Source organism: Campylobacter concisus, assembly GCF_001298465.1.
GTDB lineage: Bacteria > Campylobacterota > Campylobacteria > Campylobacterales > Campylobacteraceae > Campylobacter_A > Campylobacter_A concisus.
The window spans coordinates 815,653-829,901 of sequence record NZ_CP012541.1; the positions used below are offsets into that span (position 1 = coordinate 815,653).

Sequence of the window (14,249 nt, forward strand, 5' to 3'; positions counted from 1 at the left end):
GGAAAAAATTATGAGAATAACAAACCAACTACGTTTTAGTCAGACTTTGAATGACTACCAAAAAAATATGACTGGTGTAAATAAAAGCTACAAGCAGCTCTCAAATGGTTTGAAAATTCAAGATCCATACGATGGTGCTGCGACTTATAATGATGCAATGAGGCTTGATTATGAAGCGACTACTCTCACTCAAGTAGTTGATGCCACTGGTAAATCTGTAAATTTCTCAAAAAATACAGATAATGCATTGCAAGAGTTTGAAAAACAGCTTGAAAATTTTAAGACAAAAGTAGTCCAAGCAGCTAGCAGCGTGCATAGTAAGACATCGCTAGAGGCTTTAGCAAATGATCTTCAAGGTATAAAAAATCACCTTGTGAATATTGCAAACACTTCGGTTAATGGGCAGTTTTTGTTTTCTGGAAGCGCTGTTGATACAAAGCCAATAGATGGTGCAGGAAAGTATCAAGGCAACCGTGATTATATGAAAACATCAGCCGGTGCTCAGGTTGAGCTTCCTTACAATATCCCAGGATATGATCTATTTTTAGGAAAAGACGGTGATTACAGTAAAATTTTGACCACAAATGTTCGTTTAGCTGATCAAACTAGAACCGATATCTCTTATGCGCCAAAATTTCTAAACGATAACAGCAAGATAAAAAATATGATAGGGTTAAATTACGCTAGTGATTCAGTGGTTAGAAGTGATGGCTCTTACAATGGCACAATAAATCCGGATTATGATTTTTTAGATAATTCAAATGTAAATTTTCCGGATACATATTTTTTCATGCAAGGTAAAAAGCCAGACGGCACGACATTTACTAGCAAATTTAAGATGAGTGCAAATACAACAATGGCTGGACTTATGGAAAAAATCGGCATGGAATTTGGCAATACAAAAACAACAAAAGTTGTTGATGTAAGCATAAATAACGATGGACAATTTAATATAAAAGATCTTACTAAAGGTAATCAAACTATTGACTTTCATATGGTTGCGGCCACATCAGTAGCACCAAATCGCGGCGCAATCGCTCAAAACAACGCGCTTGATACGGTAAATTCTCTTGAAGATCTTGAAACTATGGCAAATAAGGTTCCAAAAAAGGTTCATATCACCGAGTTTGTAAAGAGCAAATATACCGATAAAGATGGAAATGCGACAAATGCATTTGACTATGATAAGGTTAGATTTGAGAGAAAGGATAATGAGCTAATCGCGAATTTACCTCAAGTAGCTAGAAGAACGGGCGAATATGCAACAGATCAGACAAAGCTAAGCGAAGTCTCTGGTACAAAAGAGAGCTACGATAGAAATTTATATCCAAAAGATGTTGATGCTAGAAAGAGAGAGCTTTTTAATATCGACAACCAAGAGATAAATTTACAAGTAAAGTCAATCACCGGCACAAAATATGACATAAAGGTAAAAATGGGCACAGCAGGGGGTACAAATACTCCAGTGCAATTTGAAATAACATCTACACCACCAGGTGGCACACCTTCTGCACCTAGGACTTTAACTGTTTATAACTCAGATGAGTTTGGAAGTTACAGAACTTATGCTAGTGATTTTACTTATAGGCAGCTTATGGATATCGTTGCTATGGCAGCAAGCGATAATATTCCAAACCCTCCACATGCAGAAGACGCAAATTTTGATACAGATATAGAAAAGGTAAAAAGAGATCAAAACTACAATGCCTATAAAGAGGCTTTATCAAAAACAAAGGGCACGGTAGAGACAACTTTAGATGATCGTGGCAGAATGGTTTTAACCGATAAGACAAAATCAGTAACAAACATAGAAGTAACTATGCATGATGCAAAAAATAGCGATAAATTTGATGGCGATAGCACTGGTAGAGATACAGCTGGTAATGCTGGCCACCCTCAAGGAAAGGGTTCTGTCTTTAGCTTTAATGAAAATAATGCTTTAACTATTGATGAGCCAAGTACGAGCGTTTTTCAAGACCTTGATAATATGATCGAAGCTGTTAGAAAGGGATATTATAGAGCTGATGCAAATAGCAATGACCCACGAAATACCGGCATGCAAGGCGCATTACAAAGGCTTGATCATTTAATAGATCATGCAAATAAAGAGCTTACAAAGATCGGCTCTCAATCAAGACTTTTAACAGCTACAAAAGAGCGAGCCGAAGTAATGAAAGTGAATGTACAAACTGTTAAAAATGATGTAATTGATGCAGACTATGCGGAGTCATATCTCAAATTTACGCAGCTTTCACTATCTTATCAAGCAACCCTACAAGCGAGCGCAAAGATAAATCAACTAAGCTTGCTAAATTATTTAAATTAAAATTTAAATCAGCAGGCCGCCTAGCTTGCTGATTTTTTAAAATTAAACTCAAGCGTGCTATAATAAGCCTTTTTTATAAAGGATCTAAAATTTTACGACATATCTTATTTACAATTTTTGTTTGCATTTTTATATATTTTGGTATCGCTACAGCTGCTCCAACTGCTGATTTTGTTGGCTTGCTTGGACAAAGCCTTGGTATTTTAAATATCAAATATTTTGGACTTATCGCGTATGTTTATCCATTTTTATTGATCATTTTGGGCTATTTTGTCTATAAAAATTTTAAGAAATTCGACTTTGATTTTGCTCAGTTTTTGGTAGGAATTTTTCTCTTTTTTATAGCTTTTTTGATGTTTCAAGCCTTGAGTGCTTCAAGTGTAAATGGCGGTATAATTGGGAATTTTATAGTTAGTGCTTTAAAAGAGGTGATTGGCTCTATCGGCACTGCGGTTGCTATACTTATGATGTTTATTATCTCACTTGGGCTTGCTTTTAGGGAAAATTTTATCATTGTTTTAAGAAAGGCTTTTGTGGATAAAGAGGTAAAAGTCCATGAAGAGAGAAATTTAAAAGAGATAAAACAAAAACAACTTCCAAAAATCGAACGCAAAAAACAAAAGAATAATGATATAAAAGAAGAAGAACTTATCGAAGCTCAGGTGCTAAATGATGATGAACAGAATTTAGATGAAGAGCTAGAGCCTGAGCCAGAAATAGAGAGTAGGGCCTCAACTATAAACGGAGTTGAAATTTTAAACGAAGTGGCTGAGAATAAGAAGCTGCTTGATCAAATAGAACGAGGAAATGTGGAAAAGCCAAAGAATTTTGTCTTGCCACCGCTTAAATTTTTAAACGATCCGCCAAAACGCTCGCATAGCGTAAATGAAACGGAAATCGATCAGCAAATTTCTAATTTGCTTGATAAACTCCGTAAGTTTAAAATAGACGGAGATGTGGTTAGAACTTATACTGGGCCTATCGTCACGACATTTGAGTTTCGTCCAGCTCCACATATCAAGGTAAGTAAAATTTTAACACTTCAAGATGACCTAGCGATGGCACTAAAAGCTCAAACGATCCGTATCCAAGCGCCAATTCCTGGTAAAGATGTGGTAGGTATCGAGGTACCAAATCAAAATTTGGAAACAATCTATCTAAAAGAAATTTTAGAGAGCGAAGTCTTTAAAAATGCAAGTAGCCCGCTAACTATGGCACTTGGTAAAGATATCGTCGGTGCTCCTTTTGTGACTGACCTTAAAAAGCTCCCACATTTGCTAATAGCTGGAACAACGGGATCTGGCAAGAGTGTCGGTATAAATGCGATGCTTTTAAGCTTGCTTTATAGAAATAGCCCACAAACTTTGCGTCTAATGATGATAGATCCAAAAATGCTTGAGTTTAGCATATATAACGATATCCCGCATCTTCTAACCCCAGTTATCACAGAGGCTAAAAGGGCGATCACTGCACTTGCCAATATGGTCGCTGAGATGGAGCGAAGATATAAGATAATGAGCCAAACTCGTACTAAAAATATAGAGAGCTACAATGAAAAGATGAAAGAGGAGGGCGGAGAGCAGTTTCCATACATCGTTGTGATCATCGACGAGCTTGCTGATCTTATGATGACTAGTGGCAAGGATGTGGAGCTTTATATTGGACGCTTAGCGCAGATGGCAAGGGCTAGTGGCATACACTTGATAGTGGCAACCCAGCGCCCAAGTGTCGATGTCGTGACTGGTCTTATAAAGGCAAATTTGCCAAGTAGGATAAGCTATAGAGTAGGGCAAAGGATCGATAGTAAGGTCATCCTTGATCAAATGGGAGCTGAGAGCTTACTTGGACGCGGAGATATGTTATTTACACCTCCAGGAAGCCCTGGTGTGATCAGACTTCATGCGCCATTTGCTAGCGAAAAAGAGATAGAAACGGTCGTAAATTTCTTAAAAGAGCAACAAGATGTAGTTTATGATGAGAAATTTTTAATAGAAGAAGGTGCAAGCGGAAGTGTGGTTACCGGTGCTCTAGGAGAAGGTGAACTTGACGAGCTTTACGAAGAGGCTAAAGAGATCATTTTAAGTGAGCAAAAAACGTCGATCAGTTATCTGCAAAGACGTTTAAAAATAGGTTATAACAAAGCTGCAAACATAATAGAGCAAATGGAAAAAATGGGTGTCTTAAGCCCAGTGAATGCAAAAGGCCAAAGAGAAATTTTATAGCTAAAGTAATAAATTGCTTTAATTTTAGAATTTTAATTTTTATTAAAATTCTAAAAAGCCTTGACAAAGCACATTAAAATCTATATAATTACAACTCTTAAAAACATTGGGGTATCGCCAAGCGGTAAGGCAACTGGTTTTGGTCCAGTCATTCAGAGGTTCGAATCCTCTTACCCCATCCACTTTTTAAATCCAAAATAATACTTATCGCGGAGTAGAGCAGTGGTAGCTCGTCGGGCTCATAACCCGAAGGTCGGCGGTTCAAATCCGTCCTCCGCAACCAAATGCCCATTTTATCGATATTTGAAATACTTTTTAAAATGCTTAAATTATTCTGAAATTGATTTTAGTAAATTTTCGATAGTTTCTTTAGATTTTTTAACGTTTGCAGTAATATATTTTTGTGTTGTAGTTATATTTGTATGCCCCAATGTAAATGATACTTGCTCGATGGGAATTTTTAAATAATTAATTGAATATGTGCCGATTAAATGCCTTATATCGTGAAGTCTGATTTTAGGTAAGTTATTCTTTTTAAGAAGTGAAGCCCAGCTTTTACGCAAATCTTTAAATTTATCGTTAGTCATAGGATTAATAAAGACATAATCGTTTAGCTTATTTTCTTTCTTAGCTATCAAAAATCTTTTGTAAAGACGATTAAAAAGTTCATCGCTCATCTTATAAATCATATTTCTTTTGGCCTTATTGATTTTAAAGGGGATAATATAAGTCCTAGTCTTAAAATTTATATCGCTAAATTTTAAGCTTAATACTTCATTTTTTCGTCTGCCGTGAAGTAGAAAAAAGAATATATCAGAGCTTGCATCGGTATTTTCACTAATAGCCTTAATAAAGCGTTTTTGAATAGCGATCGAGTAATCAAAATATCTTTTATTATCAAACTTTGGCAGCTCAATAAAATCACAAGGATTTTTATTTATTAACTCCAGCTTTATACCCAGTTTGAAAATAACCTTTAGCTTTGCAACGATATTCTTAATAGTCTTTATCTTGTAATCTTGCTTGATAAGATCATTACAAAACTTTTGAATATCGATAAAATTTATATCTTCTATATCCTTTAAGCCAAGTGAGTTTTTAAAATGCTTGTTATATGTAGCTATATCGCTTCTTAGAGTAGTTGGACTTAAAATAAGCTCATAAAAGCTAATGTAATTATTAAAAAGCTCATTTAGTGTCATTAAATATGCTCAAAACTATCATAATCAAATTTTTTAGCAAAGGCTTCAAGAAGATCATCAAAACTAGAAAAATCACATAACCCATATTTAGAAAAAGAATAATAAGTTTCAAAAAAGGTAGTATCAAATTCTTCATAATTATATAAATGAAATTCTTCTACAGAAATACCTAAATCTAATTGTGGAAAATAACAACAAGGATAGTGAGAACAATCAACTAATAATTTTTTCATAATATACTCCTTAAAATTCATTACAAATCAAAAATCTATTTACAAAGCTATCAATATCAGGGGCATTAAGATCGTGCTTTTTGTGATAGCGTGTAAAATTATCTAAATTTCTATCAAGCATTAAATTTTCAACATAAGCTAAATGCTGGGCATTTACATCACCACCCAAGCTTTGATAATAATTAACTAACTCGTAATCTTTCATTCTACTTATTGGTTTAGGCTTTTCATCGCTTTTAAAAAGCTCATCACAAAGCTTTAAAATTTGCCTTTGTTTTAAATTGGTGCCAAAGCTTTTTATTTCATCTTGTGCGTTTTCATCTTTTTGGCTATCAATTTTCAATCTATCGTAAAAATTGATAAGCCTACCACTTATGTAATGCTCCAATCTGCCATTTAAATAAATAATTTCTTCTTTATTAAAAGGCAAATTTATATATATGTAATCATCTTTCTTATTCCACTCTAAAATAGCCCTATGATCGTTTTTTAAGTCATTTAAGTGATAAAAGTCTTGCATTGTGCTAATAAAATTAATCTTCCTATATACCCATAACGGCACTTTGGTTCGAGAACTCAAAAAACGTCTTACTTTATGCTTTACATACCAGGCGGAAAGCTCATCAAAATCTTGCGTTTCTTTTAAGTTGATGAAAGTCTTTTGAATATACTTCATAACATAGCCGCTGGGATTATTGATACTGGTTTGAAAGCCGTTTAATTCGCCGTTTTTTTCTTGCTCGCTTGTGATAGCATTTGTTTTTAGGTTTTGCGGAGCATAAAAAATATCTTTATAAATTCTTTTCATAAAATCGATTGTGTAAGCTGGGACATAAAATAAAGCGTGGATATGTGGCACACCATCTTTTTTATGTGGCTCAAAACACCTTATATAGCTTCTGTCGATTTTTTTAAATTTATAAGAATATCGCATAATAAATAAATTCCACTGATGATTAAGAATGGCTACCAGGTCAGAAATAGTCAAAGGTGCTGAATTCTTAGCCTTATACTTAACTTCATCAGGCAAATATTTATAATCGATAGGCATAAATTTAGAATAATCGCCATTTAACGCACCCCTAAAGCAGCCGTTAAGGGTAATGGTTAGAAATACCGGAACTTGAAAATAATCAATCGCAAAAGAGTTAAGCACATTAACACGATTAGACACTTCGGCATAATATTTATCGCTAAAATTAGCAGACATTGAAATATCAAGCAAATTTCTAACCTGCCCATTAGCATTAACAAAAGAGAAAGAACGCATATACTCCCTTTGACTATCAAGCTTTGCTTGACAAAGCTCTACATCAAAAGGCGAAACACCGTATAAATTCTTTACTGGCATAATCGCTTCCTTAAACCTAAGAGTTTTTTATTAATTTGACAAGGGCTGCTTTGTGGCGGACTTCGTCCGCCCAAAGGCAGCCTTTTTTGGCTACGCCAAAACACATCTAGGCGGAAAGGGTGTTTTAAACCCAAAAAGCATATTAGTTGCACGGCTCGATTAAGCAGAATGTGCCAATAAGCTTTATTTCTCGCCTTTTGTAGGGGAAATCCCCTACACCCCTAAAACATTAAATAATTTGAATTGTGAGCGTTAGAACAGAGTTTATTTCGCTGTCTTGCTCGACTGAAAAAAGATACTTTAAAAACCATATATCTTTAAGGATAGGCACGCCATTACGTTGCTTAGAAGTAGTCGTTTTATTAATACCGCTAAGAACTAGAACGTCGCCACGCTTTAAAGAATACGAGCTTTTAAGCTCCTTTTTTGAAACAATGGGCGTTAATGATGTACTTTGAGAGAGAATATCTTCAAGTATTAAGTGTAAGTCAAAATCAATGTGATCAGATAAAATGATAGGCTTTAAATTTATCTTTAAACCAATGTCTTTATATTCATAACTATCAGTCTTTTGATAATTTAAATTAGATATATCAGTTTTTGAAACTAAATAAGGGATATTTTGAACGGAACTAAAATAAACTTCGGTGTGATTTTTTGCCGTCAATACTGGCGATGAGATAATTTTTGTAATGCCATTTGTGTCAAGAAAATTTAATATGCCAAAAAAGGCACGATCATCATTTTTAATAATATTTGAATTAGTAATATAAGGGGAAGTAATCAGATTAATATAATAAGCTAAATCGCCGTGATTAAGTGGCTTAAGCAAGCCCTTTAAATTTGTGCCTAAATCTTTAATGTCTTTTAGATTTGTTTCAGTGATAGTCAGTTTAAATGTTACTTGCTCCAGGCTCTTATCAATCTTTGAAATGGCTTCTTTAATCTGATCAAATATATAGTCATCAGCCCTAAAGAAAACCGAATTAGAAGACGTCGAATAAGTAGCATTTAAATCAAACTGGCTAAGAATTTTATTAACGTCATCATAAACATAATTCTTTAGCTCGATACGCCTAAGATCATAATCAGGCAATTTTTGAGAGCTTACGTAGTAGAAATTATCCTTTTTATAAAGGTATAAATTCTTAGCTTCAAGCATTTTTCTAAACATTGCAATCGTGATCTTAACTTCATCTTCATAGATAAAATAATATTCGCCCTGGTGTATGCTTTCATCAGTTACAATGGCTATATTATTAGCCCTACTAGTAAGACGTGCGAAATCTAAAAGATCAGTATAAATTTCGGCAGCAAACAAGCTATTTAAAAACAGCAGCGGAAGAACTAGGAACTTGATTAAACTTTTCATCGGAAACACCTTTGTTATTTTTTGAAATTAAATTTTGAAAAACTGGCTTGTCAAATACATAGTAGTACTTGACAAGCTCGTGAGATTTTGGCTCGTAATAAAAATATAATGGCGTATACATTGAAGATATGTAACTAAGTAATGATAATGGGTATAAATGATAGTCGTCGTCAAAATGGCAAGATGAATTAACGCAAGTAATGTTATATATATAAATTTCTGGCACATCGGAACTATTTTTAATGTTATTTTTTGAAGTGTCTTTGAATATATCTGGAAAATCTGAAATACTATTTTTTTGAGAATTTGAAAAAGAAGTTTTATCTTGATTTGATAAATTGTTTTCAGCTGGAGTGTCAGGCTTAAAAATAGACATAACAACAAAATAAAAATAAAGCAAAAGAAAAATAAATACAACAATAGCCAGTAAAAAATAAAATCTTACAAATGATTTTTTATTTGAACTTTGTCCGGAGTGATATAAATTAAATACTTCTTCAAGATATGGAATATTAATAATCTCTAATCTATCTTTTTTATAAAGCCTATAAGATGCAAAAACTTCATAACGGAATTTCTTTGAAAATAATCTTTTTGCGCTATCAACTGCCCTATAAAATTTCTCTGCTATACGTTTATATTCGTTATTAACTAGGGTTAAATCTTGAGTAATTAAATAAATATCCTGGTATAAATGGCGATGGTAGGTAAGCCACCAAACTAAAATTTCGTCTTTTTTGTCTTTAAAAAAATTATGACACTCATCAAGAACAAATACGCAACCATATAAATTTAACTCTTTGGCTTTTTCATTAACTTCGTTATCGGTTGCACCAGTCTTATATAAAGCATATAAATTTCTTAAGCCTAAATAGAACTCATCAAAATCGAACTTTTTAAATTTGTCGGATAACTCAAACTTGAACTCATTTATATTTGTGTAGCAAAATGAATAACTAGGCTTTTCTTTTGGCTTTGCAAATTTAGATAAAAATGTTTTCTTTGGCTCAAATAAAAAGGTCTGATAAATCATATATACTGCGTAATATGTTTTACCACTACCAGGATTGCCAACTAAATAAGTAATCATTTTTAAAGCTTTGCCAAAATAAATGTAACTAAAGTTTCGCGAATAAATCTAAAAATAGTAATGCCTATCTTTGTCGCATAAACTACAAAAAATGAAAGCAAGATAGGCGAAAATATAGAAAACACATCACAAAAGGCATTCCAAGCACCAAGAGATTTTAAAATAGAAAAAGCAGTCGTAACGATCTTATCACTACCAATAGAGAGATTATTAACATAATCAATAATGTAGTTAATCTTAGAATAGATGAAATTAATAATATAAATAACAGCAGCAGCATAAGATAAAACAAGAGCACCTAAAATTACGTTAATAACAACCATTTTAGAAAATGTAATAGCTTTAAAAACAAAATTAATAGCATTTTCCCATTTAAAAAAGCGAAAGAATAAAACAATAGTAGCTATAATTGCTTGCATATCTTACCACCCCATAAAAGTAAAAATAAATAGCTTGGCTATTAAAAATAAAAACAACAAAAAGAAAGCTACAAAGAAAAAGACATAAAGAGAAGAAGCAATCGGCGAAAGAATACTACAAAAATCAAAGACAACTTTTTTACTGAAAAAAACCATATCTATATCAAAACTTAAAGGGCAAGTGTTAGGAATACCGCCTTTTTTTAAGCTCATTAAATTGCCATCTTTGATTTTTGAGATAGTATCATTTAAGCTTTTTTTAATACCATCAATAGGCTCAAAAAGATTATTAATATTTTCCTTATACGTATTTGCGAGATCAGCGGTTCTTTCTTCAAGCTCGCCATAATCTATATTGCCAGGTGTAGCGTTTTCAGAATTGCCATTGTTTCCTTGTCCGCCACCTTGTCCGCCGTTTCCTTGATTATTGCCACCGCTTGAACCACCGCCAGTACCGCCACTCGATCCGCCGTTATTTCCACCAGATGAGCCGCCACCAGTGCCACCACTTGAACCACCGCCACTGGAGCCGCCACCGCCAGGCGTAGTATTGTCTTTGTCTTTATCTTTGCTTGGATCTTCTTTATCTTTGTCTTTATTTGGATTTTCCTTGTCTTTATCCTTATTCGGGTCTTCTTTTTCTTTATCCTTATCTTTATTAGAATTTTCTTTGCTTTTATCAAATTTGAAAGTAATCAATCTTTCATCTTTGCAATGTGCCTGAACAATATTAGGTTTATTAGGATCCCAAGCATAACCAGGATTATAAGAAGAGCCAAGACCAGAGCAGTAACATCTTGCAATATCATCTATTGTTAAAGCACTAGAACAATTTATACAAGTATAATCAGAAGTAAAAAATTTATGATTATCTTCATCAGTGCAATCAACAACACAAGCATTAGTTTTAACATTCCATAATTGACCAGCTGGACAAGGATCAACGCATTGCATAGTGTCGGTGTTAAATTCTTGATTTAGCTTACATCTAGCAACTTCTTTGGAATTGAAAACAATAAAATCATAATAATTAAAAAGAGGGTCTTTTGTATTATCAGAAGCAACATAACGTTCATAATCGCCAATACTGCCACGCTGACCAAAGCGACCAACTCTAAGATTGCCACCTATATAAACATGACCGTAACCAACATAAAAACCTGGAGTTCTTGAGCCTAAAAAATAATAGGCATCTTGGCTAATTGTAAAAGAATATATAAAGTAATAGCCAGTTTCTGGCGATCTAAGACCGAAATAATTATTACCTTTTAAAAATTTGCCATCGATAGGCTTAAAGGAACTAGGTAAATTATAATCACGCATAACATAATAATAGCCGTTATCGCCATTTTTAGAAAAAGCAAGAGAGCATAAAAGAGATAAGAAAATGAAAGATCTAATTAGAAATTTCACCATAAAGCCTTATAAAAATCTTTTTGTTAAAAGAGTTAAAGCGGCACAAATAGGCAAAGATAAGATTAAGAACCAAATAAAAATCGAAAAGAAGTAATCAAAAGCAGGGATACCAATAACACTAAACATTTTAAACACCTTTTTACATTTTGGATAAGATTATGAAGATAAACAAGCAGACCAAGAAACCACATAAAGCACCAGTAAGCGACATTAAGAAGTTATATTGCTCTATTGATAAATCAAGATAAACTTTATCCATAAAATTAAACCCTAATAAAAACCTGACGCACTTCACTTGTCGGCTTAAAGCTTTGCTTTGCACTCTGCTTTAAGCTTTAAAATTTATGTGCTAACTTTTAAAAAGACTAAAAGCGGAAGTAATGGCAGTAACACAAGCAAAAAAGACAATTACAACAGCAAAGAAAGAATTTAAAAAAATTCCCAATTTCGTAACGTCTATAAAATCAAAATACACTTTTAACCTTTTTAAAAATTAGCCCCCCAATAAAGGGGAACAAGCTATTTCAAAAGAGAAAGACCTTTTTTAACAGCAAAAATTGCAGCTAAAACAATAATAACCGCACCAGCTACGCTCATAAATGGACCAACATTAAGATCGCCAGTTACTGTGCCATCTGCACCCATTGTTATACCAGCTGCAAGAGCATTGCTTGACATTGTGCTAACAGCAGCAACACCACCTAGAACCTTAGCTTTAGTAGAAGAAAGAAATTTTTTCATCTCTAACCCTTTTTTATTGAAATTTAGTAGCCTTAACTACTTATTTAAGGAAACACACTTAAATAAATAGTTAAAGGGGCTAAACCCCTTTTTTATCTATTTATGGAACTTTTATCTTTAAAATCTTGCTTTAAAGCAAAGAAAAGACCGAAGCCGACACAAACAAAAATAATGGTAAAAGAAATTAAAATAGCGTCAGATATAACATCAAACATTTTTATAATTGCCTTTACTTATTATTTGTTTTCAGTCTTTTTTACTGGCTTTGTGTCAAACAAAAAATATTCAATCGGATTTGCTATTGTGATAATTCTTTGATCGTTAGGGAAGCCACCTTCAACCGGTATCTCTTCGCCTTTTTTAAATTTTTCTTTTATTGCAGCCGCTACAAGTCCAGCGGTATTATTATCTGGGCAGATAATTTTAAAAACTACTTTTTGCTCTACTTCATCAGTAAAGCCAGTCTTTTCATTAACAACGTCATAAATATTTGAAGAAGAAATACGAACTGAAGAAGAGTAATCATTACCTTCAAACTTACCAGAAGCCGAACTTCTAACAAGACCACCCCTAAGAACATACTTTAAATCATATTCAGATTTAACGATTTGCATTTTTAACACCTTTTTTTAATTTATTTTTTTGAAACACCATTTAACATAGCCCCGAAAAGGTGTTTCGTCCAAACGGGGCTAAAATAGTTTAATGCCATATTCAGGGCAAAACCTATGCAATTTTTGATATAATTTTGTTGCGAACAAAAATCAAAAAATTATGCACAATAATTGTGCATTTGGATAATGAAATGTTAAATAAAAAACCCTTAAAAATTAATAAAATGCAAAATAATTTGTCAAAAAGTATGAAAAATGACTAGACAAGAATTAGCAGACAAATTAAATATTACTAGAAATACACTCACAAATTGGGAAAAAGAAAAGCCAGAATTAATACGATTAATAAATCAAGGTTTAGCATTAGATGAACAAATTTTAGAAACCAAAAAATTTCTAGAAAGATTAGAAAAAATAAGAGAAAAAGCAAACAATGGAAAAATAAATACTAAGATAAATAAATCAGAGGAATAATGTTGGAACAAAATTTAAATCTAATTATTCCACTCATAAAAATTTTTATATCTGTAATGCCTATTTTATTATTTATATTTTTAATAAAATTAATAATAAATTTTATAGAAAAACAAGTAAGAAAAACAAATTTTAAAAAAAGGAATTTTATGCAAATTATAACAGCAAAACAAATAGCAGAAGCATTTAATAAAAATTCAAAAGAGATAAACGAAGCTTTTGTAAATATAGGTTATGCCGAAAAATGTAGTAATGGATATACAGTAACACAACTTGGAAAAAGTAAAGGTGGAGAGCAAAATTTTTATATGGGAAAAGCAAATATTAGATGGACAGAAGAAATACTAAAAGATGATATCTTTATAAACGAAATAAAAAAAGAAGAAAAAGAAGAAAAAGAACAGAAAGAAGAAAAGCAAGAAAATTTTAGAGATAAATTTAAGGCAGAGTATAGAACTAATGATGGACACTATGTAAGAAGCAGGGCTGAAGTAATTATATCAAACTGGCTATTTGGGGAGTGTATAGCACACGCTTATGAAAAAAGAGTTCCAATAGAAGAAGATATGTATTGCGATTTTTATATACCAAAAGGAAAAATTTATATAGAATTTTGGGGATACGAAGAAGATGAAAAATATTTAGCGAGAAAGGAAAAGAAGAAACACCTTTATAAAAAATATGGTTTAAATTTAATAGAAATAGATAATGAAATAATAAACAATATAGATGACTTTTTACCAAAAGAGCTTTTAAAATTTGGGATTAAATTAAACCTTGATTAAGATA

13 protein-coding genes and 2 tRNA genes are annotated in these 14,249 nt (G+C 32.5%); 6 read left to right on the forward strand and 9 right to left on the reverse strand.

Translation table 11 applies throughout. From position 1 onward, the window contains the following. The first annotated feature begins 10 nt into the window (after positions 1-10). From CCON33237_RS04155 to CCON33237_RS04170, 4 genes are all read left to right on the forward strand, one after another. Positions 11-2,326 carry a flagellin N-terminal helical domain-containing protein gene (locus CCON33237_RS04155; RefSeq protein ID WP_054196516.1) on the forward strand — a complete coding sequence of 772 codons (2,316 nt, stop codon included), beginning with the start codon at positions 11-13 and terminating at the stop codon, positions 2,324-2,326. A gap of 131 nt (positions 2,327-2,457) precedes the next feature. Further along, on the forward strand, positions 2,458-4,548 hold the full coding sequence (locus tag CCON33237_RS04160; RefSeq protein WP_054196517.1) for an FtsK/SpoIIIE family DNA translocase: 2,091 nt from the start codon (positions 2,458-2,460) through the stop codon (positions 4,546-4,548). A 107-nt stretch (positions 4,549-4,655) separates the two neighbouring features. Continuing rightward, positions 4,656-4,730: transfer RNA gene (locus CCON33237_RS04165), tRNA-Gln, on the forward strand. A 26-nt stretch (positions 4,731-4,756) separates the two neighbouring features. Next, positions 4,757-4,831: transfer RNA gene (locus CCON33237_RS04170), tRNA-Met, on the forward strand. A gap of 46 nt (positions 4,832-4,877) precedes the next feature. Here CCON33237_RS04170 and CCON33237_RS04175 read toward each other — a convergent pair. The 9 genes from CCON33237_RS04175 to CCON33237_RS04215 all read right to left on the reverse strand — a co-directional run bounded on the left by CCON33237_RS04175 (position 4,878) and on the right by CCON33237_RS04215 (position 12,986). After that, a complete protein-coding gene (locus CCON33237_RS04175; RefSeq protein WP_054196518.1) occupies positions 4,878-5,750 on the reverse strand; it encodes a tyrosine-type recombinase/integrase in 873 nt (290 codons plus the stop codon). Beyond that, on the reverse strand, positions 5,750-5,983 hold the full coding sequence (locus CCON33237_RS04180; protein WP_054196161.1) for a hypothetical protein: 234 nt from the start codon (positions 5,981-5,983) through the stop codon (positions 5,750-5,752). The genes CCON33237_RS04175 and CCON33237_RS04180 overlap by 1 nt, the downstream gene beginning before the upstream one ends. A 10-nt stretch (positions 5,984-5,993) precedes the next feature. Next, positions 5,994-7,334, reverse strand: coding sequence for a rolling circle replication-associated protein (locus tag CCON33237_RS04185; RefSeq protein ID WP_054196519.1), 1,341 nt, complete (start codon positions 7,332-7,334; stop codon positions 5,994-5,996). Between the two features lie 229 nt (positions 7,335-7,563). Beyond that, positions 7,564-8,706: a type II secretion system protein GspD gene (locus tag CCON33237_RS04190; RefSeq protein WP_054196520.1), complete on the reverse strand. Its 1,143-nt coding sequence runs from the start codon at positions 8,704-8,706 to the stop codon at positions 7,564-7,566. Beyond that, positions 8,657-9,796: a zonular occludens toxin domain-containing protein gene (locus CCON33237_RS04195; RefSeq protein ID WP_054196521.1), complete on the reverse strand. Its 1,140-nt coding sequence runs from the start codon at positions 9,794-9,796 to the stop codon at positions 8,657-8,659. Before CCON33237_RS04195 ends, CCON33237_RS04190 begins: the two co-directional genes overlap by 50 nt. Positions 9,797-9,798: 2 nt before the next feature. Beyond that, entirely contained in the window at positions 9,799-10,215 is a 417-nt protein-coding gene (locus CCON33237_RS04200; protein WP_054196522.1) for a hypothetical protein, read from the reverse strand. Positions 10,216-10,218: 3 nt separating this feature from the next. Continuing rightward, positions 10,219-11,628, reverse strand: coding sequence for a hypothetical protein (locus CCON33237_RS04205; protein ID WP_054196523.1), 1,410 nt, complete (start codon positions 11,626-11,628; stop codon positions 10,219-10,221). A 522-nt stretch (positions 11,629-12,150) separates the two neighbouring features. After that, positions 12,151-12,372, reverse strand: coding sequence for a hypothetical protein (locus tag CCON33237_RS04210; RefSeq protein ID WP_054196524.1), 222 nt, complete (start codon positions 12,370-12,372; stop codon positions 12,151-12,153). A gap of 236 nt (positions 12,373-12,608) precedes the next feature. Further along, entirely contained in the window at positions 12,609-12,986 is a 378-nt protein-coding gene (locus CCON33237_RS04215; protein WP_054196525.1) for a hypothetical protein, read from the reverse strand. A gap of 255 nt (positions 12,987-13,241) precedes the next feature. Between CCON33237_RS04215 and CCON33237_RS04220 the strand changes: the two genes are divergently transcribed. Continuing rightward, entirely contained in the window at positions 13,242-13,460 is a 219-nt protein-coding gene (locus tag CCON33237_RS04220) for a helix-turn-helix domain-containing protein (protein ID WP_054196526.1), read from the forward strand. A 2-nt stretch (positions 13,461-13,462) separates the two neighbouring features. After that, on the forward strand, positions 13,463-14,245 hold the full coding sequence (locus tag CCON33237_RS09860) for a hypothetical protein (protein WP_236842020.1): 783 nt from the start codon (positions 13,463-13,465) through the stop codon (positions 14,243-14,245). Positions 14,246-14,249: the final 4 nt, after the last annotated feature.